This is a genomic window from Stenotrophomonas sp. YJH_SMC_106-19 (assembly GCF_059368375.1).
In genome coordinates this window covers 1226076-1250582 of the sequence record NZ_JCAFRQ010000001.1, presented here as the reverse complement: position 1 = coordinate 1250582, position 24507 = coordinate 1226076, and the positions used below count along the sequence as shown (strand labels likewise).

At 66.7% G+C, this 24507-nt stretch carries 27 protein-coding genes; 17 read left to right on the top strand and 10 right to left on the bottom strand.

Annotated elements, in window-relative coordinates; translation table 11 throughout:
* Positions 1-56: 56 nt before the first annotated feature.
* The 3 genes from AC5P5M_RS05565 to AC5P5M_RS05555 all read right to left on the bottom strand — a co-directional run bounded on the left by AC5P5M_RS05565 (position 57) and on the right by AC5P5M_RS05555 (position 1565).
* Positions 57-629, bottom strand: coding sequence for a cysteine hydrolase family protein (locus AC5P5M_RS05565; protein WP_128987748.1), 573 nt, complete (start codon positions 627-629; stop codon positions 57-59).
* Positions 630-632: 3 nt separating this feature from the next.
* Positions 633-1271 (bottom strand): DUF6766 family protein, encoded by a 639-nt coding sequence (locus AC5P5M_RS05560; RefSeq protein ID WP_164151277.1) that lies wholly within the window; start codon positions 1269-1271, stop codon positions 633-635.
* Positions 1272-1370: 99 nt separating this feature from the next.
* A complete protein-coding gene (locus tag AC5P5M_RS05555) occupies positions 1371-1565 on the bottom strand; it encodes a hypothetical protein (RefSeq protein ID WP_053517152.1) in 195 nt (64 codons plus the stop codon).
* A 157-nt stretch (positions 1566-1722) separates the two neighbouring features.
* On the opposite strand from AC5P5M_RS05555, the gene AC5P5M_RS05550 reads away from it, so the two are divergent.
* The 3 genes from AC5P5M_RS05550 to AC5P5M_RS05540 all read left to right on the top strand — a co-directional run bounded on the left by AC5P5M_RS05550 (position 1723) and on the right by AC5P5M_RS05540 (position 3940).
* Positions 1723-2886: a zinc-dependent alcohol dehydrogenase gene (locus tag AC5P5M_RS05550; protein WP_065174470.1), complete on the top strand. Its 1164-nt coding sequence runs from the start codon at positions 1723-1725 to the stop codon at positions 2884-2886.
* A gap of 22 nt (positions 2887-2908) precedes the next feature.
* Positions 2909-3388, top strand: a complete 480-nt coding sequence (locus AC5P5M_RS05545) for a hypothetical protein (protein WP_476340315.1) — start codon at positions 2909-2911, stop codon at positions 3386-3388.
* 123 nt (positions 3389-3511) lie between these two features.
* A complete protein-coding gene (locus AC5P5M_RS05540) occupies positions 3512-3940 on the top strand; it encodes a BLUF domain-containing protein (protein WP_476340316.1) in 429 nt (142 codons plus the stop codon).
* Positions 3941-3982: 42 nt separating this feature from the next.
* On the opposite strand, the gene AC5P5M_RS05535 is transcribed toward AC5P5M_RS05540, so the two are convergent.
* The gene (locus AC5P5M_RS05535; RefSeq protein ID WP_053517160.1) at positions 3983-4375 is read right to left on the bottom strand and encodes a response regulator; all 393 of its coding nucleotides are present in this window, start codon (positions 4373-4375) and stop codon (positions 3983-3985) included.
* Positions 4376-4566: 191 nt separating this feature from the next.
* Between AC5P5M_RS05535 and AC5P5M_RS05530 the strand changes: the two genes are divergently transcribed.
* The 4 genes from AC5P5M_RS05530 (at position 4567) to AC5P5M_RS05515 (ending at position 8138) form a co-directional block, all read left to right on the top strand.
* Positions 4567-4905 carry a hypothetical protein gene (locus AC5P5M_RS05530; RefSeq protein WP_258012848.1) on the top strand — a complete coding sequence of 113 codons (339 nt, stop codon included), beginning with the start codon at positions 4567-4569 and terminating at the stop codon, positions 4903-4905.
* Between the two features lie 164 nt (positions 4906-5069).
* Positions 5070-5591 (top strand): ferritin-like domain-containing protein, encoded by a 522-nt coding sequence (locus AC5P5M_RS05525; protein WP_053517162.1) that lies wholly within the window; start codon positions 5070-5072, stop codon positions 5589-5591.
* Between the two features lie 30 nt (positions 5592-5621).
* A complete protein-coding gene (locus tag AC5P5M_RS05520; RefSeq protein ID WP_053517164.1) occupies positions 5622-6530 on the top strand; it encodes a manganese catalase family protein in 909 nt (302 codons plus the stop codon).
* 120 nt (positions 6531-6650) lie between these two features.
* The gene (locus AC5P5M_RS05515; RefSeq protein WP_283219197.1) at positions 6651-8138 is read left to right on the top strand and encodes an FAD-dependent oxidoreductase; all 1488 of its coding nucleotides are present in this window, start codon (positions 6651-6653) and stop codon (positions 8136-8138) included.
* A gap of 58 nt (positions 8139-8196) precedes the next feature.
* On the opposite strand, the gene AC5P5M_RS05510 is transcribed toward AC5P5M_RS05515, so the two are convergent.
* A complete protein-coding gene (locus AC5P5M_RS05510; protein WP_053517166.1) occupies positions 8197-8511 on the bottom strand; it encodes a KGG domain-containing protein in 315 nt (104 codons plus the stop codon).
* Positions 8512-8745: 234 nt separating this feature from the next.
* On the opposite strand from AC5P5M_RS05510, the gene AC5P5M_RS05505 reads away from it, so the two are divergent.
* The 3 genes from AC5P5M_RS05505 to AC5P5M_RS05495 are packed head-to-tail and all read left to right on the top strand — an operon-like array spanning position 8746 to position 10740.
* Positions 8746-9219 carry a BLUF domain-containing protein gene (locus AC5P5M_RS05505; RefSeq protein WP_053517167.1) on the top strand — a complete coding sequence of 158 codons (474 nt, stop codon included), beginning with the start codon at positions 8746-8748 and terminating at the stop codon, positions 9217-9219.
* Positions 9216-9986, top strand: coding sequence for a DUF72 domain-containing protein (locus AC5P5M_RS05500; protein WP_495205637.1), 771 nt, complete (start codon positions 9216-9218; stop codon positions 9984-9986). The genes AC5P5M_RS05505 and AC5P5M_RS05500 overlap by 4 nt, the downstream gene beginning before the upstream one ends.
* A complete protein-coding gene (locus AC5P5M_RS05495; RefSeq protein WP_495205636.1) occupies positions 9979-10740 on the top strand; it encodes a DNA-formamidopyrimidine glycosylase family protein in 762 nt (253 codons plus the stop codon). The genes AC5P5M_RS05500 and AC5P5M_RS05495 overlap by 8 nt, the downstream gene beginning before the upstream one ends.
* Here the strand turns inward: AC5P5M_RS05495 and AC5P5M_RS05490 are convergent, their stop codons facing one another.
* Entirely contained in the window at positions 10741-11019 is a 279-nt protein-coding gene (locus AC5P5M_RS05490; RefSeq protein WP_053517173.1) for a hypothetical protein, read from the bottom strand.
* Between the two features lie 50 nt (positions 11020-11069).
* On the bottom strand, positions 11070-11567 hold the full coding sequence (locus tag AC5P5M_RS05485) for a YciE/YciF ferroxidase family protein (RefSeq protein ID WP_065181611.1): 498 nt from the start codon (positions 11565-11567) through the stop codon (positions 11070-11072).
* Between the two features lie 458 nt (positions 11568-12025).
* On the opposite strand from AC5P5M_RS05485, the gene AC5P5M_RS05480 reads away from it, so the two are divergent.
* Complete coding sequence (locus tag AC5P5M_RS05480) at positions 12026-12478, top strand: PA2169 family four-helix-bundle protein (protein WP_495205635.1); 453 nt, start codon at positions 12026-12028, stop codon at positions 12476-12478.
* 83 nt (positions 12479-12561) lie between these two features.
* Here the strand turns inward: AC5P5M_RS05480 and AC5P5M_RS05475 are convergent, their stop codons facing one another.
* The gene (locus AC5P5M_RS05475) at positions 12562-15915 is read right to left on the bottom strand and encodes an autotransporter domain-containing protein (protein ID WP_495205634.1); all 3354 of its coding nucleotides are present in this window, start codon (positions 15913-15915) and stop codon (positions 12562-12564) included.
* Between the two features lie 223 nt (positions 15916-16138).
* On the opposite strand from AC5P5M_RS05475, the gene AC5P5M_RS05470 reads away from it, so the two are divergent.
* Positions 16139-16489 carry a VOC family protein gene (locus AC5P5M_RS05470; RefSeq protein ID WP_053517180.1) on the top strand — a complete coding sequence of 117 codons (351 nt, stop codon included), beginning with the start codon at positions 16139-16141 and terminating at the stop codon, positions 16487-16489.
* Positions 16490-16499: 10 nt separating this feature from the next.
* On the opposite strand, the gene AC5P5M_RS05465 is transcribed toward AC5P5M_RS05470, so the two are convergent.
* On the bottom strand, positions 16500-16787 hold the full coding sequence (locus AC5P5M_RS05465) for a hypothetical protein (protein WP_053517182.1): 288 nt from the start codon (positions 16785-16787) through the stop codon (positions 16500-16502).
* Positions 16788-16991: 204 nt separating this feature from the next.
* Between AC5P5M_RS05465 and AC5P5M_RS05460 the strand changes: the two genes are divergently transcribed.
* Complete coding sequence (locus AC5P5M_RS05460) at positions 16992-17885, top strand: NAD-dependent epimerase/dehydratase family protein (protein WP_053517184.1); 894 nt, start codon at positions 16992-16994, stop codon at positions 17883-17885.
* Between the two features lie 210 nt (positions 17886-18095).
* On the top strand, positions 18096-20636 hold the full coding sequence (locus AC5P5M_RS05455) for a methyl-accepting chemotaxis protein (protein ID WP_495205633.1): 2541 nt from the start codon (positions 18096-18098) through the stop codon (positions 20634-20636).
* A gap of 79 nt (positions 20637-20715) precedes the next feature.
* Here AC5P5M_RS05455 and AC5P5M_RS05450 read toward each other — a convergent pair whose 3' ends face one another.
* Positions 20716-21102, bottom strand: coding sequence for a DUF2628 domain-containing protein (locus AC5P5M_RS05450; protein WP_128987754.1), 387 nt, complete (start codon positions 21100-21102; stop codon positions 20716-20718).
* A gap of 215 nt (positions 21103-21317) precedes the next feature.
* On the opposite strand from AC5P5M_RS05450, the gene AC5P5M_RS05445 reads away from it, so the two are divergent.
* From AC5P5M_RS05445 to AC5P5M_RS05435, 3 genes are all read left to right on the top strand, one after another.
* Positions 21318-21488, top strand: coding sequence for a hypothetical protein (locus AC5P5M_RS05445; RefSeq protein ID WP_164972337.1), 171 nt, complete (start codon positions 21318-21320; stop codon positions 21486-21488).
* Between the two features lie 383 nt (positions 21489-21871).
* Positions 21872-23797, top strand: coding sequence for a glucans biosynthesis glucosyltransferase MdoH (gene mdoH, locus AC5P5M_RS05440; protein ID WP_053517189.1), 1926 nt, complete (start codon positions 21872-21874; stop codon positions 23795-23797).
* 50 nt (positions 23798-23847) lie between these two features.
* Entirely contained in the window at positions 23848-24507 is a 660-nt protein-coding gene (locus tag AC5P5M_RS05435) for an alpha/beta hydrolase (RefSeq protein WP_065174484.1), read from the top strand.

The window sequence follows — 24507 nt, the reverse complement described above, 5'->3', positions numbered from 1 at the left end:
CGGGAGGCCTGCCTTCCCTGTGTCGACGAACGGCAGGAACGGAAATCGACCGTTGCTCAGCGCTGCGCTCGCCGCGGCGAGGACAGCAGCCCGGCAACCGTCTCGATCCGTGCGGCGCCTGAACGCTCCAGCGTCTGCAGTGCCACTCTCCTGCGTGCTGGCAGCGCCGCGGTGGCATCAGCCACCACGGTTACTTTGAACTCCCGCGCGTTGGCATCCAGCGCGGTCGCCAGTACGCAGGAATCGGTCGCCATGCCGGTGAGCCACAGGTGGCGGACCCCCAGTTTGGCCAGCAGGATCGGCAGGGGCGTGGCGAGGAACGCCGAGTGCTTCGGTTTGAGCACGAAATAGTGGTGAGGGGCCGGCGCCAACATGTCCGCGATGCGCGCGGCACTGCCACCGTCCCGTCTGCACTGCTCCACCTGCTGACGGAAATCCCGTTGCCAGTCGGAGAAGTTGTCGTTGGCATGGATCACCGGCCAGCGGCGGGCATCGCAATGGTCACGCACCCTGCGGATGCGGGTCGCGGCCCGCTCCGCCAGGGGCGCCAGCGCGCCAGCGTCGGGAAAATCGAAGCGGCTGAACATGTCGATGACCAGCAGTGCGGTCGTGGCATTCCGGCGTGGCATGGCTCAGTCTCCGGTCTGCGCATGCGGCGCCTGCACGGGCTTGGACTGCGGGGAATCCTTCTGCCGCAGGAAGATGGTCAGCACGACCAGCGCCAGTACCGCCAGGAATTCGCTCTGCCAGTTCTGCATGGACTCGAACCAGAACGTGCTGCTGGTCAGATGCTGCAGGAAGGACGGTGGGGGAAGCCCCTGCAACTGCTGTTCAACCTGTTCCGCCTTCCAGCTGCCGACGGCATGCAGACTGAAGCTGACCAGGAAGAGCAGTCCGAAAGCGATCGCCAGTGAATGTCCATAGAGCGTCTTCCATATACCGCCACGCAGCACCGGCCAGGGTGTCGGGCCGGGCTCGATCCGTGCGTGTTCCTGTGCAGGGTCAAGTGGGCGCGATTCCGCAGAGCCGCGCTGGCGCAGGCTGACGGTGAGCAGCACGTACATGCCCATCTGCAGGAACTCGCTTTCCCAGTTCTCGAAGGTGGCACTGATGAAGTGGCCGCTGGCCAGGTAATGCCACAGATCCAGCGGCGCGCGGCCGTGATGGACCAGCTCCTCGTTGTGCACCTGCAGTCCTGACAGTGCCTGGCCGGCAATGAACAGCAGGGTCAGAGCCAGCAGAACCAGTGACAGACCGTTCCGCTTCCACATGCAGCACCTCGCCATGCAGATCCTATGGGGATGCGGTGAGCTTGCGTGGCCGGTCAAGAAACATCCGTGAATCCCGCGCATGCGGTCCGTGAGGCGGACTCAGCGATGGCGCTTTCCGGTGGGGTCCGGATCGAGCCGTTCATAGTCATCCGGGCGCGCCTTGGGGCCATCGCCATCGTCGGGCATGTCGTGCTCCTTCCATCTGGCGTTGTCGTTGCGGCGCTTGTCGGGTGTATGTGCCTTGGCCTGGTCATCGACATCGACGGTGGGGTTGAACGGCAGCTTGTTGCTCATGGCAGTCTTCCCGTGGACGGTGGATGGAGGCTTCAGCGTGCACGCGTGAGGGTTAACGCAATGGCGCAGTCGAATGAACATCCCGCACACCGTGCGGTCACTCTGCCCGCAGGGGGCGGGCTGCGATCCTGCAGGTCCGTTCCCTTGGAGAAGCACGATGCAGGCACTGACCTATCACGGCCGCAGGGATGTGCGTGTCGAGACAGTTCCCGATCCGGTGCTGGCGCAGGATGACGATCTCATCCTGCGCGTGACCGCGACAGCCATCTGTGGCTCGGACCTGCACCTGTATCGCGGAAAGATCCCGGACCTGCATGATGGCGATGTGCTCGGCCATGAATTCATGGGCATCGTGGAAGAGGTCGGCAGCGCCGTTACCCAGGTGCGCGCCGGTGACCGCGTGGTGATCCCGTTCGTGATCGCCTGCGGTGAGTGCTTCCATTGCCGCCTGGCCGAGTATGCCGCCTGCGAGACCACCAATCCCGGCAAGGGGGCGGCGCTCAACCAGAAAGGCCTGCTGCCTCCTGCAGCGCTGTTCGGCTACAGCCACCTGTACGGGGGCGTGGCCGGGGGGCAGGCTGAATTTGTCCGCGTGCCCAAGGCCAACATCGGCCCGCTGCGGATTCCGGACGGTGTGGCGGACGAGCAGGTCCTGTTCCTGTCCGACATCCTGCCCACCGGCTACCAGGCTGCACTCAACGCGGGCATCAGGCCGGGCTCGACCGTGGCCATCTTCGGGGCGGGTCCAGTCGGCCTGATGAGCGCAGCATGCTGCCGCCTGCTGGGTGCGGAAACCATCTTCATGGTCGACCATCTGTCCTACCGGCTGGACTATGCACGGGATGCCTACGGCGTCATTCCGATCGATTTCAGGGATATTCCGGATCCTGCCGATTACATCCTCAGCCAGACCAGTGGCCGGGGCGTGGATGCCTGCATCGAGGCCGTCGGATTCGAGGCCGAAGGCAGTGCACTGGAAACAGCGCTGACCACCGTCAAGCTGGAAGGCAGCAGTGGCGTGGCGATCCGGCAGTGCATCGCGGCCGCGCGACGGGGCGGCGTGATCAGCATTCCCGGCGTCTATGCCGGTTTCATCCACGGCTTCCTGCTCGGCGATGCTTTTGACAAGGGCCTGACCTTCAAGATGGGACAGACGCATGTGCAGGGCCTGATGCCGGAACTGCTGGATGCCATCATGGAGGGCCGCCTCGACCCGGGCGACATCATCTCCCACCGCATGCGGCTGGCCGACGCCGCACAGGGCTACGCGATGTTCGATGCCAAGGACGATGACTGCCGCAAAATCGTGCTTACGCCGTGAGGGCAGCATGAGCGCCTCGGCCATGATAGTCCTGTACGTGCTGTGGCTTGCCGCAGGCACGCTGGACTTCCATTTTCATCGCCGCACCGATCTGCCCCACACCTCGGGCCTGCGCGAGAGCACGCTGCATGGGGTGCAGCTGGCGCTTGTGGGGACTGGTGTGCTGGCCTGGTTGCTGCTGGCCGATACGCGGGCGCTGGCGGTGTTGCTTGCCGTGCTGGCGGCCGCCCATGCGATCGCGGGGTATCTCGATACCGCCAGCGCGGATGGCCGGCGACGCATCAGTCCGGCCGAGCAGCATGTGCACAGCGTGCTGGACGTGGCGCCGTGGCTGTTCGTGCTCTGGGTGGCCTATCACGCTGAACCGGCGTGGGCACTGCAATGGCGCCTGGCGCCGGCGCAGGACTGGGTGCTCACGCTGCTGCCGGCGATGGTGGTTGCGCTGTCATGGCTGTGGGAACTGCTGCACTGCCTGCGCGCAGACCGGTCTCTTTCGCGATGACCGCGTTGCGGCCGCCGACACGAGTATGAATGCAGCGGAGTGTGACCGGGTCACGGTACGTGTACACAGGCGCTGAACGGGAAGCACGATAGGCTCGATGTTTGTGGGAGCAGGAGCCGGAGCGTGCCGAACAGAGCCATCGTCTACATCAGTGAAGCCAGTGAGGGTTTCATGGCAGGGAAGCTGGAATCCCTGATGGCCGACGCCGCGCGTTTCAATCGAGGCGCGGGTGTAACCGGTGTGCTGCTGTTTGATGGGCAGCGGTTCCTGCAGTACATGGAAGGCCCACCGGATGGACTGGAGGTGGCCTACTCACGGGTGACGGGTGCCAGCAGCCATGGTGGCATCATCGAGTTGGCCCACGGTCGAGTCGGTCAGCGCCGGTTGCCGTTCTGGCCAATGCGATGCCTGCATACAGAGTCGGACATCCTGCGGGACATCGCCCGGGCGGACTGGACCAGCTTCATCCTGCGCGCTGCCGACGGTCACGAGGATGCAACGGCGATGGAGCGGCTGCTTGCCGTGGTCGAGCCCTACGCCCGCGCGGCCTGAGCCGCCCTCGGCGGAGCGCGTTTCGCTGCTGCACGATCTGGTTCAGCGCTGGCCGCCCGCCGCCGTATCGCTGCAGAGCGTCTGACGGACAGCGCGTTGCAGGCCCTCGATGTGGAACGGCTTGGCGACGAAGGGGGCACGCCGGTGGCGTGCAGGTACCAGCTGGTCGTACACCGCGGAGACGAACAGGTAGGGAATCTTCAGTTCGGCCAGGCGGTCGGCTACCGGAAACACCACGCCATCGCGCAGTTCCACATCCAGTACCGCGCCATCGAACCGTTGACGGTCCAGCAGGCCGAGGGCATCAAACACGCTGTAGGCATGGGTGACGTGGTCGCCACTGTCCTCAAGTGCCTGTTCCATCAGTGCCGCCAGATCGAACTGGTCCTCCACCAGTAGCAGATTGCAGGGAGGCTGGCCGGTCGTGCGAGGCATGAGGTAGGTCTATAGAGCCGTGGGGACGACAGTGTCCGCCGCAGGCCATCAAGGCGATGCGGAGATGATGTGGTGTCGACGCGAAGCCGCGCGTGCCGTGCAGGCAGCGTGCACGGATGGGCCGGCAACGTTGACGATGCCTTGGCGATCACTGTGGATACTGCCGCCGTCCCCGCACGAGGAGTCGCACAATGAACGCATCCGGATCCCTGTCTGCGCCCCAGGTGCTGCGCGTGGAAAGCATGCCGCTCGCCTGCGGTGGGATGGCAGTCGTCGTCGAACTTGACAGGGTGCCGTCCCGCGCCTGGATGAAGTCGCTGAAGCGGGCACTGCTGTTGGCAGACGGCCTCGACGGCGCACAGGCCAAGTTCGATGGCCGCTTCGTCTACGTGGTGGGCGTGGAGGCCGCGCAGCGTCGGGCGGAGCATCGGGTCATGCAGGTGCTGTCTGCCGCGGAGGTTCGCTCGGCCGGTGCCGCGCGCACGTACACGATGCCGCCTGCGGCTCCCTCATCCGTGCTGCAGGCCTGAGCGCGCATCGGCGGCAATGGGCAGCACGACGCAAGGGTGTTAGCGCGGCATCGGCGTCATGTTGACGCGCCATTGGAAACCGCTCACGCATGACCACGTGCAGCTGATCGACACGCCTTCAGCATGATCCGCGGTGGCATGTTGCCCCGCACCGGAGTGTCGTGATGTCCGAGAAGACTACGGCTCGCAGCGAGCGCCTGCTGAAGTGGTTGCAGGACGCCTACGCAATGGAGCAGGAAGCCGAGACCATGATGAAGGCCATGGCCTCGCGTATCGAGAACTATCCCGCGCTGGCTGCGCGTATCGCCCAGCACGTGCAGGAGACCCAGCAGCAGGCTGCATCGCTGCGCCAGTGCATTGAATCACTTGGTGGCAGCGTGCCCACGGCCAAGGGCGTGTTCGCCAGCCTGACGGCCGCCATCCACGCGGCCGGAAACAGCCTGATGGAGGATGAGGTCGTGAAGGGTCTGGGTCTGTCCTTTGGTTTCGAGAATACCGAGATCGCCACGTACCGCGCCCTGATCATCGCCGCCGAGCGTGCCGGCGCTGCCGACATCGCTGCCGTGTGCGGGCAGATCCTGCAGGAGGAGGTTGCCATGGCGCGCTGGCTGGAAGATCACCAGGACGGCCTGGTCGGTGCCTTCCTCAACCGTGATGAAACCCCCGGTGCTGAAGCCAAGCGCTAGGACAGGGCGTGCCCGCTACTGGAGATTGCCATGTTTTTCCATCACAAAAAATTGATGTACACCGTACGCGTGCGTGCGTCGAACCCGCAGCTGGCCACGCTGATGCTGGAGCAGTTCGGCGGGCCGCAGGGCGAACTGGCGGCGGCCATGCGCTACTTCACCCAGGGACTGGCGGAGTGTGATCCCGGGCGCAAGGATCTGCTGATGGACATTGCCACGGAAGAGATCAGCCACCTGGAAATCATCGGCACCATCATCGCGCTGTTGAACCGCGGGCCCAAGGCGATACAGTCCGAGGCGTTGGCAGAGGCCGAGGACATGCGGCTGCTGGGGCAGAACAGCACCAGCCACACAGAGCAGATCCTCTACGGTGCCGGTCCTGCGCTGGTGAACTCCAGCGGGGTGCCGTGGACTGCCGCCTACATCGATACGATCGGTGACCCCAGTGCCGACCTGCGCTCCAACATTGCCGCCGAGGCCCGCGCCAAACTGGTCTATGAGCGCCTGATCAACGTCACCGACGATCCCGGCATCAAGGACGCACTGCGCTTCCTGATGACCCGCGAGGTGGCACATATGAAGTCATTCGAGAAGGCGCTGCACAGCATCCAGCCCAACTTCCCGCCCGGCAAGCTGCCCGGTGACCCGGCCTACACGGATCTGTACGTGGACCTGTCGCAGGGCGAAGGATCGGAGGGATTGCAGGGGAGCTGGAACAGCGGCGAGCTCTGGGAGCGCGTCGACGACCGCGATGCGCAGATGGCCCTGGATGGCGGCGACGGCAGCGCCTCGGTGGAACTGGACACACGTGAACAGGCTGCCGTGCAGGCGATGACGGTGCGCACGATGTCTGATCCAGAGGCGAGGCCGGCGACCGGTGCCGAGCTGGGTGCCGGTCCCGGCTCGGGTGCGCTGGATCTTCCGGCGCGCGAGCCATGATGCAGCGATGGGCGCGGCACCCTGTAACGGATACATGGCCGACAGAACGTACACAGCGAGGCCGCCGCCGCTTCACCCCCTGATCGCCATAAACGGTTCTCCGGAGGGAGACGAGTGACCATGAACGACCCGCGCCCACGCACCAGCCTGTGGCTGGAGATGATGCAGAGCCATCCCTGTCCGCCGGCACAGGGCGACCTGCGCACGCAGGTGCTGGTGGTGGGCGCGGGGATGACGGGCCTGCTGACTGCAGCCAGGCTTGCCGATTGCGGGTTGGACGTCGTGGTGGTGGACGCGGGACGCATTGCTTCGCGTAATACGGGTCTGTCGACGGGTAATCTGTATGCACCGGTTTCGAACATGGCGGATCTGGTCGCGCGCTGGGGAGGCGATGTCGTGTCCCGCGTGGTGCGGTGGCGCGCCCAGGCGATCCGTGCGATCGAACTGCTGGTCAGACGATACGACCTGCGTTGCGGTTTCGACCGGGTCCCGATGCAGTACGGAGTCCAGGGCCGGGACCGGCAGGCGACACTGCAGTTCGAGAGGGAGCTGCAGGCGTACACCTGCGCCGGCCTGCCGTGCCGGCATCGGCAGCACGGACTTCCGTTCACGCTGGGCCACGCCTTCACGCTCGAGGGGCAGGCGCAGTTCGACCCGGCTGCGTTCTGCACTGGACTTGCCATGCGATTGTCAGGCCGCGTCCGGATCCATGAGCACACCGCGTTGACCGCGCTCGATCCCGAGGCGGGTATCGCCAGCACACGGCATGGCTCGATCCGCGCCGACCATTTCGTACTCGCTACCCACTCACCTGCGGGCTTCAATCTCGTACAGGCAGAGATGGAGTGCTATCGCGAATACGCGGTGGCCGCGCCCGTCTCCGGGCCGCCCGCCGCCGGTATTCACTGGATTGCGGACCGGCACCGCTCCCTGCGGCGTGCAACCGGGCCGGACGGCGCGCCCTGGCTGGTGATGGTGGGTGAATCGCACCGCGTCGGAGAGACCCCCGCCACAGATCCCTGCGCAGCCCTCGAGGCGGATCTGCAGCACCATTTCGCTGTGTCAGGCCCATCCGTGAGCTGGTCGGCGCAGCAGTTCCGGCCGGCAGACCGGCTGCCCTTCATCGGCAACAGTGCCCATGACAACGTCTGGATAGCCTCCGGTTACGGTGCTGACGGCCTGACCTGGGCAGGTGTGGCGGCGCATGCCATCTGCGAGGGCATCCAGGGTGTGCAGACCGATGCGGCGCGATTGTTCAGTCCCATGCGGTTCACACCGCTGCGTTCGATTGCCGGATGGGCCCGCTGCAACGCGACCGTCGCCAAGCATATGATCGCGGACCGGATGCGGGCGACACACATGCGCACGGCGAACATCGCGCCAGGCGAGGGCGTGGTCGTCCAGGTGGGCGGCGATCATCTGGCCGTGCATCGCGACGACGCGGGCGATGTGCATGTGATGTCAGCGGTATGCCCGCATCTGAAGTGCCTGGTGCAGTGGAATGGGCTGGAGCGCAGCTGGGACTGCCCTTGTCACGGAAGCCGCTTCAGCGCGACCGGCGCATTGCTGGAAGGTCCGGCCCGGACGGGACTGGAGCCGCGCCGTTGATGTGAAGATGGGCGGGAACGTTGCCCGCCCATCCGCTGTTGCATCCGGTCACGACCGATCAGCGCTGCTGGCCGCCACGGTTATTGCCGCCGCGTTGCTGCTGTTGCTGTTGCTGACCGTCGCCCCGGTTTCCGCCGCCGCGGCTCGCCTGCCCGCCCTCGCGACCGATGTCGGCCATGTGCTGACGATCCTGGCTTACGGATTCGCCGCCCTTGCGGCCGGCTTCACGGGCTTCCTCCGGGCTGAACTCGTGTGCGTTGCCCGACTCATGCGCAGCGCGTCCGCCCTTAGCAGCGATGTCGCGCTGCTTGTCCTCGTCCATCGAAGCGAAGCCTCGGTTGCTGTTGCCCTGGTTCTGATTCTGGTTGGCCATGGAATGTCTCCAGTGTTGAGCCGTCGTATTGACGGCACCGACCATCATCCACATCCGCCGCTAGCCGGCGGTGCTTCATGCGGCAACACGATGTCGTCCGCGCTTGCCGTATTCCTCATGCCATCACCACGAGCGCACAGCCGGCCCCGCACTTGAACGCGGCTTGCACGCCGGAATCACCGCACCTTCGGTAGCAAGGACTAAGGTAGAGACCCCTGCAATCACCGGTGCCCCATGCCTCTGCGTGCCATTGCCTATGCGAGCGAAGCCGTTGCCTCATTGAGCGCGGAACGGCTGCGCGGTCTCGTCAACGACGCGGTGGCATTCAATGAAGCAGCGGACATCACCGGCGTGCTTCTGTTCGATGGTCATCGCTTCCTTCAGTATCTGGAGGGGCCACAGCAGGGCGTGGACGCCGCGTGGCGGCGCATCCTCGACAGCAGCAGCCATCACAGTGTGGTCGAGCTCAACCGCGGTCGTATCGGTCGCCGCCAGTTCTCGCACTGGCGGATGGGTTGGCTGCAGGTGGAGCACACGGCACTCGGCAGGGTGGCCCTGTCTGACTGGACCGGGTTCGTGCGCAGCACGGCCAGCGGAATTCCGACCAGCGCGCTGGACAGGCTGCAGCTGTTGACGGCGCCTCTCCTGCGAGCCGATCAGGGCGGACCGATGATGCAGGCTGCGCCTGCTGGTGGGAGCGGGTCATGAGCGCTGGGGTGGAACCGCACCCTGCCGGAACGCGGATACGCATCGGTTGCGCAGGATGGTCCCTGTCGGCGGCGGATCGCTCCAGTTTCGGTGGAGGTGATAGTCTGCTGCAGCGCTACGCCACGCGCCTTTCTCTGGTCGAGATCAACTCCTCGTTCTATCGCCCGCACCTGCCCCAGACCTATCGGCGCTGGGCCGCTTCCGTTTCGGACGATTTCCGCTTCACGGTGAAGATGCCGCGTTCCATCTCGCACGAGCAGCGGCTGCGCGGTGCCGGCCCGCTGCTCGACCCGTTCCTGGCTGCGGTGGAAGAACTCGGCAGCCGGTTGGGTGCGCTGCTGTTGCAGTTGCCTCCCAGCCTGGCGTACGAGCCGCAGCACGTCGAACCGTTTCTGCACGATCTGCGTCGGCGCACGCGCAGGCAGGTGGCGTGCGAGCCTCGACATCCGTCCTGGTTCAGTGCCGAGGTGGATGCGCTGCTGGCGGTCCATGACATCGCGCGCGTGGCGGCGGACCCGGCGCGGGTCGCGCAGGCGGGCGAGCCGGGCGGGGCCCGCGGCTGGAGCTATTGGCGATGGCACGGCCAGCCGGATATCTATCGCAGCGCTTATGACGAGACCACACTGGCACGGCTGACCGGGCTGCTCAGGGACCGCGCGCGTGCCGGCCATTGCGCCTGGATGATCCTGGACAACACGGCGCAGGGCCATGCGGTCAGCAATGCACTGCGACTGCAGGCACTGCTCGGAGAACACGGCCATGCCTGAAGGCCCTTCCATCGTGCTGCTGCGCGAGGCCGCCGAGATGTTCACCGGCCAGATACTGCGACATGTCGGGGGCAACAGCCGGATTGACCTGTCCATGCTTGCAGGGCAGCGCGTGCGATCCGTGCGTAGTTGGGGGAAGCACTTCCTGCTGGAGTTCGGCACGCATACCTTGCGGATCCATCTGATGCTGTTCGGCAGCTGGCGTATCGATGAGCGCAAGCCTTCGCCTCCGCGCGTATCGCTGAGGTTCGATGCCGGCGAACTGAACCTCTATGCCTGTTCGGTCAAACTCATCGACGGCCCGTTGGAAGAAGCCTACGACTGGCGCACCGATGTGATGAGCGATGCGTGGGAACCCCGGCTCGCGCGCCGCCGCCTGAAAGCGATGGCTGACGTCCTGGTGTGCGACGCACTGCTGGACCAGAACGTTTTTGCCGGCGTTGGCAACATCATCAAGAACGAAGTGCTGTTCCGGATCGGCGTACACCCGGCCACGCGTGTGGGTGACCTGCCGCCGCGCAGGCTGGGATCACTGATCCGCGAAGCCAGGACCTACAGCTACGAGTTCCTGGAATGGAAGCGTCGCCACGAGCTCAAGAGGCACTGGCAGGTGCATGCCAAACGCAGCTGTCCGCGATGTGGCGGCCCCGTCAGCAAGCAGTATCTGGGCAGAACCCGGCGACGCAGCTTTTTCTGTCCCCGCGATCAGGTCCTGTTCGGCGATCCCGGGCCGGCCGGTATCCGCCAGCGGTGATCAACAGGGGGGAGGGAGGGGGGCCTGCCTCTGGCGATGCCGCGCCAACACCTGCCCAAGCAGAGCCGTCGCCAACAGAAGCAGATTGGTCACCACGAAGACGCTGCTGCCCAGCATCAGGCTGTAGAGGGTGAACAGCGCCGAGGCCACCATCTGGCCGGCGAACAACCATCGTGACAGTGTCTCGGGATGTGGCGAACGCCACTGCTTGACCATCTGCCTGAGCAAGGTGGCGACCAGCACAAGGGTCGCCATCCAGCCGATGATATCCGGATGCATCGGGATCTCCTGTTGCCGCCGCCGTCCCTGGCGGCGTATCGCAGTGGAACTCAGGCGGCCTGTGCTGCCTTGGCGTTGCCACCCCCCTTGGCCAGCAGGGTCAACTTCTCGTCGGTCGACTTTTCTTCGGCCAGTGTTTCCAGCAGCAGGGGGAGCGCGTCCTTGTAGCCCAGCTGCTTGGCCAGCGCGGCGATGGTGCCGTACGACGCAATCTCGTAGTGCTCGACTTTCTGGGCGCCACCGATCAGTGCGGCATCACGCACCGGTCCCTTGTCGATGCTGTCGATGACTTCCTTGCCTTCCTCCACCAGCCCTTCCATCGCTGCACACTTGATGCGCTTGAGACGGATGCCCAGCGTCTCGACCACCTGGTCGATCCGCTCGATCTGGCCCTGGGTTTCCTCCAGATGGGTTTCGAAGGCGGCGGCGAGATCCGGATTCTCGGCCGCACGGGCAAGGCGGGGCAGGGCTTTGGTCAGCTGCTTCTCGGCGCTGTAGATGTCCGAAAGTTCGTGGATGAACAGGTCTTCGGCAGTCTTGATGGCCATGTGCGGCTCCAGTCGGGAAGGAATGTTGACCGTAGCGGGCCCGGCGTTGATGCCCGGCGTACATGCGGTGAGCGCGATATCGCTGTCCACCGGCATGGTCCATGCAGGGCCCTCACATGTGCACGCGCGATGCACATGGCGTGCACGTGCCGACGCTGGCGTATGCATCAGGCTGCCAGCGTCCGCATCGACAGGAGAAAACACGATGAACACGCCAGGAAAACCGACGCCGAGCTGGCGACAAGGGAAGGTGCTGCTGGGAGTGCTGGCCGCCGTGCTGGTGATTACCGGGATCATCCTTTTCGTGCCTTGGTAGCGGCGGTCAGGCCGCGTTGAGCGACGTGATGCATGCATCAAACGACGCTCACCCCGGGGCTACATTCCTTTGTCCAAGGTAGTGATGCAGGCAACGCACACCGTTGTCGGTTCCCAACGAATCTGAACTTCAGGAGCAGAACATGAGCACCCAGTCCACCATCGAACATCGTCTCAACGACCTGATCGAGATCGCACGCGACGGCAAGTCGTTCTACGAAGAGGCGGCCACGAAGGTGAAGGATGCCGAGCTGGCGGCACTGTTCACACGCATTGCCGGCGTCAAGGGCCGCATCGTGTCGGCACTCAGTGGCGCGGTTGCGGCCACCGGTGGCAAGCCCGCAGACCACGGCACCCTGGTCGGCTCGATGCAGCAGTTCTACGGCAAGGTGCGCGCAGCGTTCGGCGACACCAACTATGGCTACGTGGCCGAGCTGGAAGAATCGGAAGACCGCCTGCTGGCAGCTTTCAAGGACGCGCTGAAGGATGAGGGCCTGCCGCCGGCGGTACGCCAGGAAGTGACCCAGCTGCTGCCGGAAGTGCAGGAATGCCACAACGTGATGCGTGCGCGGAAGCACGCGATGAAGGCAGCCTGATCGCGCGGGCTGCATTCTCCGGAGAAAAAAAGGGGCGGCCCCAGGCCGCCCCAATGCTCTTCAGCAGGTAAGTTGAACGTGGATCAGAAGCGCACGGACCAGCGCGCCGTGGCGCCATGGTCACGGCTCTCGCTGCCGAACTGGCCGCTGTAGCCCAGCTCCAGCGACTGCCGCGGGGTCAGCCACGCGGACAGCCCCAGCTCGGCCACGACAGCGCTGTCGGCGATCGGCGCTCCGCTGACGGCGAACGCGCCGCCACCGTTGGCGAAGGCGAGGTTGGCCACCTGGCTGCGGTCGCCGGAGGCCCGGCGATAACCCACCGCGCCACGCAGGTGCAGCCAGCTGTCCTGCTGGAAGGATGCCTTCAGACCCTTGTCGAAGCGCAGCCCAGCGGTCGCCACGGTAGTACGGGTGTCTTCCACTTCGCCCTGCAGTGCGGCGGCGCCGCCCCGCTCGTTGATGCGCTTCAGGTCCACTTCGACGCGGGCAACCTGCAGGTAGGGCTCCAGGCCGCCTTCATCAGAGCCGAAACGGTAGCCGGCTTCGAGGAAAGCCTGGCGGGTACGCGCGTCATAGCGGCCGGTGAGCGTGTCGCTGAATCCTGCGAACGCCAGCTCGCGGGTGCTCTCTGCCTCGTGCTTGCTCCAGGCCACGCCACCGCGCAGACCGAAGCCGCCCCAGCTGTGGCTGGCGTAGGCACCGACGTGGGTGTTGTCGATCTTCGACTTGGCGCGGCGGTCGCGTTGCTTGACGTCGGTACGGCCGGTGCCGGCCAGCACGCCGGCCTGCCAGCCATCGAACTCGCGGTCGATACCGACCAGCAGGCCGTTGCTGTTGGCGTCGGTGCGCGCGGTTTCGACATCGCCATCGAGCTTGCCGTTGCCGCCGATCGCCTGTACCCACGCACCGGTCGCGTCGCCGGTGCTGCCCGGCGACGCATTGCCCGAACGCCGCGACAAGGCTGCATCGCGCACGTAGCGGCTGCTCTCGACCAGCACCAGCGGCGTGGCGGCATGCAGCTCGCCGCTCAGGCCGTCCAGCGCGGCGCCGACCTGGGCGGGGAACAGCTGGGTCAGCGGCCGGGGCAGGCCCTGGTTGATCGCCAGGCCATCGGCTACGCCAGCGACGGCGCGCTGGTTGCGCGTGGTGGCCGCGGTGGCCAGCAGCGCACCCCGGGCCACGTCGATGCGTGCACCATTGGCGCTGTAGGCCAGGCTGAACTGCAGGAACGGCGAGAATGCACTGAAGTCGGTACGGGCGAACTGACCGTTGATGCCACCGTCGGCGCGCAGGATGTTGAACTGCTCACCCAGGTAGTACACGCCCGGTTCGGGCAGCGCGACCAGTGTGCCGTCCAGCGTGGCGGTGCCGGTGACGTGCAGCTGGTCGCTGCGGCCTCCCGGCGCCAGTTCAGACGCGAACACACCGGTAGCGCCCTGCACATAGTCACCGTTGACGGTCAGCGTGCCGATCGAATTGCCCGGCGCGATGATGCCGTCGACCCGGGTGGTGCCCAGGGTGCCGACACCCTTCAGCAGGCCATTGGCGCCTACGGTGGTATTACCGCCGGTCTGCGTACCGTTGAAGGAGATCACGCCGCCATCGACCACCAGGTTGCTGTGGTCCAGCACGCCGCCGGCGCTGACCGTGCTGACGCCGCCGGTGGTGTTCAGGGCGGTGGAGACCAGCGAGCCATTGAGCAGGAACTGGCCGCCCTTCACCTCCACTGCCGAGGTGAGCGTGTTGGCGCCATTCAATTCCAGGACGCCATCGTTCACCACCGCACCGTTGAAGCTGTTGTCGCCGCTCAGGCGCAGCCAGCCGATGCCGGACTTGGTCAGCTTGCCGGGGCCACCGATGTCGTTGGTCCAGTCATCCCAGGCCTCGCCTTCCCAGACCTTCAGGCCACCGGCCTTCTGGTTCATCACCACATCGGTGTCCACGCGCAGCGAGCCGAAGCCTTCGATGGCCTTGCGCAGGTCGACCATGCCCCAGCCGTAGATCTCATCGATGCCCGGATCGCCCAGATCGCGGGCGGTCGTCAGCAGCACGTCGCGGACCTGTGCGCTGTCCAGGTAGGGGAAGCGCTCAAACAGCAGCCCGAGGGCGCCGGTGATGTGCGGCGCCGCCATCGAGGTGCCCGTCTTCAGGCCGTAGGTGTACTCGGTGTTCTCGCTGTCGATGATCAGCCGCAGGTACTCGCTGGTTTCCTCGATGCGTCCCTGGATCTCACCGGAGACGATGGTGCTGGCGATGTCAGTGCCCGGGGCGGAGATGCACCAGTTGGCGGCGGCACCGCAGATGCTGGAGCTGTCGTCGAGCACATAGTCGGTTTCGCCATCGTCGGCGACCGGCTGGCGCACGTTGGCCACGGCCAGCCAGTAGGGTTCGATCTCCGGCTTCCAGCGGGGCAGGGCCGCAGTGATGCCCGCGACGGCCCCGCTGCCGTTGCCGGCCGACCACACCTGGATCAGGGTCGACCCGGGGGCAGCGTCGCTGCCTGCGTAGATGCTGCCGTAGACGTCGTAATCCGCGCCAATCGCGGCGTACTGGCGGTCGAGCGCCGCGGCACTCATGTTGCGGGTCGAGATGCCCCAGCTGTGGTTGATGGCGCGCACGCCCTGCGCCTGGACCTGCGCATACATGTCCATTACGGCGTCGTCGTCCGGGTCGGTGCGGTACACCGCGCGGGGGCGATAGAAACCATCCGGATCCAGGCGCCACTCATAGTAGGTGTCACCGAACACGCGCGCTGCCGTCAGGTCGGCACCGAAGGCCACGCCATGCATGCCGGTGCCGTCGCGGTTGGCGCCGATGGTGCCCAGCACGTGGGTGCCATGATCGGCGTAGCTGAAGCCGTAGGGCAGGCCGGCCGCGATCAGGCGACCGGCGAGCGCCGCCGGCACCCCGGCACCGAGGCCGTAATAGTTGTAGCCGGGTTGTTCGCCGCGGGTCTGCGAGCAGGCCCCTTCGCCGGCGACGATCCCCGCCGTCGCGCAGTCCGGGCCGATGGTGATGCTGGTGGTGTTGCGGCCGGCGAATTCCGGGTGGGCCAGCGCCGAGCCGGAATCGAACAGCGCCAGGCGTACGCCCTGGCCGGTCAGGCCGCGGGCATAGGCATGGTCGGCCCCCATCGCGGCAAGGCCCCAGTCGGCATTGAACTCGTCGCTGTGCCAACTGGCGGCATCGCCCGCGTTGCCCAGGACCGGGGTGGACGTGGCCTGCGCCGAAGGACCAACGGTTGCGTCCGTCTGTGCATGGCCCGGCTGGGCCCACGCCGCCTGCAGCTGGCGCTGCTGCTGCCAGGCATCGAGTGAATCGGAGGCCATCGCCGGCAGGGCGGCTGCCAGTAGCAGGGAGCTGGCCACCGCGAGTGCCAGCGGGCGTTGCAAGGGGGAACGGGAGCGGGACGAACGGCCATGCAGCGGGTGATTCATCAGGCAAACTTCCTTGATTGACGGTCTACCCAGCCGCTAACTGTCCTGAATGCGTTTCACCCCCAGCGATGTGACGGGAATTTTGTTAACGCGTTAATGTTTCGTGACGGAAGCCACACTTTTCGCACCCTGCCGCATCAGTCTGTGCACGCGTCCCTGAAGATTGACGGTGTGCCGGCCGGTCGCGCAGTTTCGTTTTTGCCCCTCATTGAACAGGAACGTCATGGCTGTCAGACGCATCGTCGCCAACATCGCCACGCCCGATCCGGCGCGCGCCGCCGCGTTCTACGGTGGCATCCTCGGCATGCCGGTGGTGATGGATCATGGCTGGATCGTCACCTGCGCCGGGCAGGACACTGCACCTGCGCAGCTCAGTTTCGCCAGCGAGGGCGGATCGGGTACGCCGGTGCCGGACCTGTCGATCGAGGTGGACGATCTGGATGACGTCCTGCAACGGATCCGCAGCGCCGGCATCGACGTCGTGTATGGCCCCGTCGAGGAGCCATGGGGCGTGCGCCGGTTCTACGTACGGGACCCGTTCGGACGCCTGCTGAACCTCCTCAGCCACGGCTGAGGCGCGTCGCTCAGTCCTGCTGACCCGGTTCGTCGCGGCCCTGTGGACCTTGATCGGACTGCTGGCGCTGCTGTTGTGCGCGGGCGTGGCGTGCATGCCCGCCTTCGCGACCGATCGCGGCCATATGCTGGCGATCGCGGCTGATGGCTTCGCCTCCTTTGCGGCCGGCAATGCGCGCCTCGGCGGGACTGAATTCATGGGCGTTGCCGGAGGCATGGGCGGCGCGCCCACCCTTGGCGGCGATCGCGCGCTGCATGCGCTGGTCCATCGACGCGAACCCGCGGTTGCTGCTGGCCATAGGGGATCTCTCTCGGCGTGGCGGAGCCTCATGCTTGCCGACGGCAGGCTAACGGTACGTCCGCAGATGGCGCGTGGTCTTCACGTTCTGCCTGCCTGTCGTTGACGCTGCACTTGCGCAGCGCCGCTATCGCTCTGGACACAGGCCACGCCTAGAATCGGTTCATCCCGGTAGCTCCCGGGCGCTGTTGAGTGAATGGACTCAATGAAGATTCTGTTGACCGGAAGTTCCGGGCGGATCGGGCGCGCGATCTTCGGCGCGTTGGCGGCCACCCATGAAGTCATCGGGCTGGATCGCAGCCCGTTCGCCACCACACGCATCATTGCCGATGTCACCAACACGAAGGCACTGGAGCGTGCCGTGCGCGGCGTGGATGCGGTGATCCACACCGCTGCGCTGCATGCACCGCATGTCGGGCTGGTGCCGGACACGGTGTTCCAGCAGATCAACGTGGAGGCGACCGCGCAGCTGCTGCGGCTGGCGCGTGACGCCGGCGTCGGACGCTTTGTGTTGACCAGCACCACCGCCCTGTATGGCCATGCCGTGGTGGCAGGCGGTTGTCGCTGGATCGACGAAGACACTGAACCCCTGCCCAGGACCATCTACCACCGCACCAAGCTGCAGGCCGAGGCGCTGGCCGAAGCCGCGGCATCGGAGGCGTTCGCCGTGCGCGTGCTGCGCATGGGCCGCTGCTTCCCCGAGCCTCCCGAGCGCATGGCGATGTTCCGCCTGCACCGGGGCCTGGATGCACGCGATGTGGCCAGCGCGCATGCCGCGCTGCTGCACAACGGGGGCGCACCGTTCCAGCGCTACATCGCCTGCGCGCCGACCCCCTTCCGGCGCGAGGACTGCCTGGAACTGGCCACCCAGCCACGCCGGGTGCTGGCGCGGCGCGCACCGCAGCTGCTGGCCGAGTTCGAGCGCCGCGGCTGGCCACTGCCGCTGAGCATCGACCGCGTGTACGACGGCAGCCGTGCGGTTGCGGTGCTGGGCTGGCAGCCGCGCTACGGTCCGGACGATGTACTGCAGCAGTACGCGGCAGGCAGCATCGAAGTGCTGCCACGCACGCAGTGGTTGAAGGACCGGGTGGTCGAGTAGGTTCGCCGCACGTATGAGCCATCCCAAACTGAGTGCATTCAGCTTGACGCAGGGCAACGGCTCAACCCCGCCGCGGAACGGCCGCTAACCCGGTGCGCCCTTGCGGTGCCGGGCATCGCCCGGCTCAGACAGGTCGCCGCGCGAGGGATCGCGCACCAGCGCGGCGCCAACGCGGTGCCGGATGTCCTGACCTGCCTTGCGGACCCTCCCATGCCGTCTTCCCGCTCCGCCGCTGCCCGTCGTCCGGGCAGCATCGCCCACAAGCTGATGCTGGGCACCGCTGCCATAGCGCTGTTGTGCTTCGGCCTGACCGCCTTTCTGATCTACCGCCAGGCCAGTGCCAGCCTGATCAACGCGTCGCGGCAGACCATGGCCAGCGAGGCGCATGCCGAAGCGCGCCAGGTTGCGGCCGATCTGGGCACCGCCTTCGCCAGCAACGATGCCATGGTCGAGGCCGTCCTGGCCCAGCGCGCGCGGGGCGACCAGCCTGATCGTGCCAGCCTGGCGGCCGTGCTCGGCGAACAGCTGCGCGCGCACCCGGAGTGGCTGGGCAAGAGCACCATGTGGGAGGCCGATGCCTTCGATGGCAAGGACGCGGAGTTCGTCAACAGCGAGGCACATGACGCCACCGGTCGCTACATGAGCTACTGGGCCTGGCAGGACGGCAAGCCGCAGCAGTCGGTGATGACCGACTACACCGAAACCGCCAGCGGGTCCGGTGACTGGTACATGGGGCCGAGTCGCGACAAGCTGCCCAAGGTGAGCGAGCCCTATGCCTATGAGATCGCCGGCCAGAAGGTGCTGATGAGCACCCTGAGCACGCCCATCGTGGAGAACGGCACGTTCCTCGGCGTGTTCACCGTCGATTTCTCGCTGGCGGCGCTGCAGAAGCATCTGGCGACGCTTGCGCCGATGGGAGCAGGCCGCGTTGAACTGCTTTCGCCCAAGGGCGTAGTCCTGGCTTCGGCCGACGCCGCCGAGATCGGCAAGCCGCGCACCGATGCCTTCACCCGCGACATGCTGGCCGGAATCGCGGCCGACAGGACCGTCGAAGCGTTCGAGCCGGATGGCGCCGGCAATGTGCGCCTGTACGTGCCACTGCGGGTTGGCGATGCCCCGCAGCGCTTCGCGCTGGGTGTGGTGGTGCCGCATGCCATTATCGTGGCCGAGGCTCGCCAGCTGCTGTGGCTGACGCTGCTGGTCGGCGTGCTGGCCGCGCTGACATTGAGCGCCGGTGTCTACCTGCTGCTGCGTCACCTGGCGATCCGGCCGCTGGCGCAGGCGGTACGCATTGCAGGTGACGTGGCGGCGGGCAAGCTGGACACCGCGCTGCCGGCGCGCGGCAACGATGAGGTCGGGCGCCTGCTCGAGGCGATGCAGGGCATGCGGGGACAGCTGCAGGCGGTGATGGCGGCGCAGGCGGAGATGGCACGCCGCCATGATGCGGGCGAGCTCAGTTACCGGATGGACGCGGCGGCCTTCCCGGGGGAGTACGGTCGCATGGTGGCCGACAGCAATCAGCTGGTGGCGTCCAGCAATGCGGTCACCCAGCGGCTGGTGGACGTGATGCAGCGCTACGCGGTGGGCGATCTGAGCGTGGACATGGAGCCGCTGCCGGGCGAGAAGGCGGTGTTCACCGCCGCCATGGCCACCACCAAGAGCAACCTGGCGGCGATCAACGAGCAGATCCAGCAGCTGGCCGCCGCTGCTGCCGCCGGCGACTTTGCCGTGCGTGGTGACAGTGAGCGGTTCGAGCACGATTTCCGCCGCATGGTGACCACGCTGAACGCGATGATGCAGGCCAGCGACCACAACCTCGCGGCGCTTTCCACGCTGCTGCGCGCCATCGCCGCCGGCGATCTCAGTGCACGCATGCAGGGCGACTTCCATGGTGTGTTCGCGGTGATGCGCGACGATGCCAACAGCACCGCGCAACAGCTGACCCATATCGTCGGCCAGATCCAGCAGTCAGCGGCGAGCATCCGCCTGGCGGCCGGCGAGATCGCCGCGGGCAACAGCGATCTGTCGCGTCGCACCGAACTGCAGGCGGCCAACCTGGAAGAAACGGCAGCGTCGATGGAGGAGTTGACCTCCACCGTGCGCCAGAATGCCGATCATGCCCTGCAGGCGAACACGTTGGCCGCATCGGCGGCGGACGTGGCCAGCGAAGGCGGAAAGGTGGTCGGCCAGGTGGTACAGACCATGCAGCAGATCGAAACCTCATCGCAGCGCATCGCCGAGATCATCTCGGTGATCGACGGCATCGCCTTCCAGACCAACATCCTGGCCCTTAACGCCGCCGTTGAGGCCGCGCGTGCGGGCGAGCAGGGACGCGGCTTCGCCGTGGTGGCCAGCGAAGTGCGCGCGCTGGCCCAGCGCTCGGCCGCAGCGGCGAAGGAAATCAAGGGACTGATCGACGCATCGGTGGCCCAGGTCGGCAGCGGTGCGCAGCTGGTGCACCGCGCAGGCAACACCATGCAGGAGATCGTCGGCCAGGTCGGGCGGGTCAACGAGATCATGGCCGAGATCTCGGCCGCCTCACGCGAGCAGTCGGCCGGCATCGAGCAGGTCAACCAGACCGTGGTGCAGATGGATGAAACCACCCAGCAGAATGCGGCGCTGGTGGAAGAGGCCAGTGCTGCCGCGCGCGCGATGGAAGAGCAGGCCGAGCAGCTTGCGGTGGCGGTGTCCCGCTTCCGGCTGCAGTCGGAAGCGGGCACGGGCACGACGGCCACGCTGCGCGCGGCCTGATGCCGGAAACGAAGACGCCCGGCGGGGGCCGGGCGTCGGTTGCATCCTTGCCGCGCGTCCGTGCGCAGGTCTGAGTGGCTCAGAACATTCCTTCAAACGGGTTCCAGCCGGTCCGGCCTTCCACCTTTTCCAGGTAATAGCTGTAGTTGGTGCTGGAGGCGACCAGGACATTGAAGGCGATGAACACCGCGCGGCCGACGATGTCGGGCAGGAACATCGTGATGGCCGCCAGGGCGATGGCGATGCCGATCACCACCAGCGCCTTGCGCCACATGCCCAGGATCAGCAGGTAGATGGGGCCGAAGAACAGGGCAAAGATGTTCAGGTTGATCTTCAGGCGGTCGCCGAAGGACAGGGCCCGCCAGGCCTGCTTGAAGCCGGGCTCCTTGGGCGCGCCGTGCTGGCGGTAGAAGTTGAAGCGGAATTGCCACTTGGGGCTGAAGTGGGTGAGGTCGACGGTATTCATGGGAGGAACTTCCCTGTGAGAAAACGTTTTCATGCTACCGGAAATGCCTATTCAGGATCCAGCGCTGCGTGCCTGGAACGTGACACATGCCCTTTGCAGGCGCAGGCCTCACCGGCTTGCACGTCACCCATCCGCCTTGTTTTTAGGATAGGGTGCGCAGTTCCGCTGCCGCCCGGTTGGACCCGCGCGGCAGCGGGGATGTCCACGGAGGTTGCATGACCACACCCGCTACACCGGAAAACGCACCGGGACCGGTGCTTCTGCCCACACCCGAAGTGGTGCAGGCCCAACAACTGCTCGCCCGCCAGCAACTGGCGGTGGCGATGGACCGTGCGCGCACCGCTGCCCTGCAGGACGCGGCCGGCGTCGTCCTGCAGGACGAGTAACGCGCGCTGCTGAAGTACGATCGATCGCGTTGGCCCCGTCGCCAGCGCGATCGCCGAGGGATGTGCCGCCGCCCGTTTTGCTCGATCCAATCGTGGTCGATCCGGCAGGCCGTCGGCAGCCTCGCCTGCTGTTTGCTGAATGGGGAGAAATCCCGGCGTAGGCCTTCGCACCCGGCTTACATGTAGCGGCCTAGACTGGGCCGCATTTTCGATTCCGCCCCGTTGGAGATCGTGTGGGTTCCGGTAGTGACAGACAGCGACTGCGCGGCCTCAGGCCGACGCAGCCAGGACAAGTGCGGGCGCCGGGAAGGCGCGCCGGGAACCTTCGTGCATGCAGCCTGGCCGGGACGGCCGGCCATGCCGACTGCGCGGAGTAGGCGCCGATGGGGGTGCAGACCATCCATGCGGAGGCGGAATCGCCCGGGCCTGACGCCGGCTGGGCGCTGCTGCCTGCCGAAGTGCCCTTGCCGATGCCCGAGCAGACCCTGCGCGAAGGGCAGCTCAGGGTGCGCCGGCACCGCACCTCGCCACGCCTGATCGGCCTGCGTCGGCTGTACATCCTGGGCGGCACGCTGGTGATGACCGCAGCGGCCACCCGGATGATGTGGCGGGTGTTGTCGGTCAACGGCATCAGCGTGCTCGAAGCCTGCCTGCTGGTGCTGTTCGTGGGCCTGTTCGCCTGGATCGCGCTGTCGTTCGCCAGCGCGGTGGCAGGCTTCCTCACCGCCGTGTTCGACCGTGGCTATCGCCTGGGCATTGATCCGGACAAGCCGCTGCCCACCGTGCACAGCCGCACGGCGCTGCTGATGCCGACCTACAACGAGGATCCGCGCCGGCTGCTGGCCGGCCTGCGTGCGATCTACGAATCGGTGGCGGCCACCGGCCAGCTGGAGCGTTTCGACTTCTTCGTGCTCAGTGACACCCGCCGTGACGATATCGCGCGGGCCGAAGAGCAGGTCTTCGCCGAGCTCCGCGAGCAGGTGCCCGACGGCCGCGTGCGGCTGTTCTACCGCCGTCGTGGCGACAACAGCGGCCGCAAGGCGGGCAACATCGCCGACTGGGTGCGCCGCTTCGGCGGGGCCTACCCGCAGATGCTGATCCTGGACGCCGACAGCCTGATGACCGGCGACAGCATCGTGCGCCTGGTGGCCGGCATGGAACACAACGCTGACGTCGGCCTGATCCAGACCCTGCCGTCGGTGATCGGCGGACGCACCCTGTTCGCCCGCATGCAGCAGTTCGGCGGCCGCGTCTACGGGCCGGTGATCGCCCGGGGCGTGGCCTGGTGGCACGGCGCTGAAAGCAACTACTGGGGCCACAACGCCATCATCCGCACCCGTGCCTTCGCCGACCATGCCGGCCTGCCATCGCTGCCTGGGCGCAAGCCGTTCGGCGGCCACGTGCTCAGCCACGACTTCGTCGAAGCCGCGCTGATGCGGCGTGGCGGCTGGGCCGCGCACATGGTGCCGTACCTGGGGGGCAGCTATGAGGAAGGCCCGCCGACCCTGACCGACCTGCTGGTGCGCGACCGCCGCTGGTGCCAGGGCAACCTGCAGCACGGCAAGGTGGTCGGCAGCCGCGGCCTGCACTGGATCAGCCGCATGCACATGCTGATCGGCATCGGCCACTACTTCACTGCGCCCATGTGGGCGATGCTGATGCTGATCGGCATCGCCATCCCGCTGTTCCAGGAAGGCATCGACTTCAATGCCGTGCTGCACCTGGCGCCCGGCGTGTACTGGCGCGCGCAGGACGAGCAGCAGGTGGTGCGCCTGTTCGCCGCCACCATGGCGGTACTGCTGATGCCCAAGGTGCTGGGCTACCTGGCGATGCTGCTGGACCCGGTGGATCGTCGTGGCTGCGGCGGTGCGTTCCGTGCCTTCGTGTCGATGCTGGTGGAGACCGTGCTGGCGGCACTGATGGCGCCGGTGGTCATGTATGTGCAGTCCCGCGGCGTGGCCGAAGTGCTGTCCGGACGCGACTCGGGGTGGGACGCCCAGCAGCGCGACGACGGTGGCATTTCCTGGATGGCGCTGGTGCGCGGTTACGGCGGCCTGGGCCTGTTCGGCGCCTTCATGGGCGTGCTGGCCTGGCTGGTCTCGCCGTCGCTGGCGGCATGGATGGCGCCGGTGGTGATCGGCATGGTGCTGGCCATCCCGGTGGTCGCACTGACCTCGTCGCGCGGTCCCGGTGCGTTCCTGCACCGGCTGGGCCTGCTCGACATCCCCGAGGAGAACATTCCGCCGCCGGTGCTGGTACGCGCCGCGCAGCTGCGCCGGGAAGCGGCCGAACAGCCACCGCTGTACTGATCGCCCCACACCGGCGGCATAATGCGGCTCGCATCTGAAGGAGCCGCAACATGCTGCAAACGGTGGAACAGGAAACCGGCGCCTCGCCGCAGTGGTCGGTGATCTGGCTGCACGGCCTCGGCGCCGATGGCCATGACTTCGCCCCGATCGTTCCGGAGCTGGTGCGTCCGCACTGGCCGGCGCTGCGCTTCGTGTTCCCGCACGCCCCGGTGCGGCCGATCACGATCAACAACGGCGTGCCGATGCGCGGCTGGTACGACATCGTCGGCATGGATTTCCGTTCCCGCGCCGACATGGCCGGCGTGCGCGAATCGGTGGCCCAGGTAGAGGCCCTGATCGCCCGCGAGATCGAGCGGGGCATCACGCCGGAGCAGATCTTCCTGGCCGGCTTCTCGCAGGGGGGCGCGATCATTCTTACCGCCGCGCTGTCGCGCACGGCGCCGCTGGCCGGGCTGATCGCGCTGTCCACCTACCTGCCCGACGCGGACAGCGCCGAGCGCGTGGCTACCGCAGTGGACGTGCCGGTGTTCATGGCCCACGGCAGCGGCGACCCGGTCATTCCGCAGGCGGTAGCCGCACACAGCGCGCAGGCGCTGCGCGCGCTGGGCCTGCAGGTGCAGTGGCACAGCTACCCGATGGCGCACCAGGTCTGTGCCGAGGAGATCGATGCCCTGGGTGACTGGCTGCAGGAACGCCTGGGCGTCGCCTGA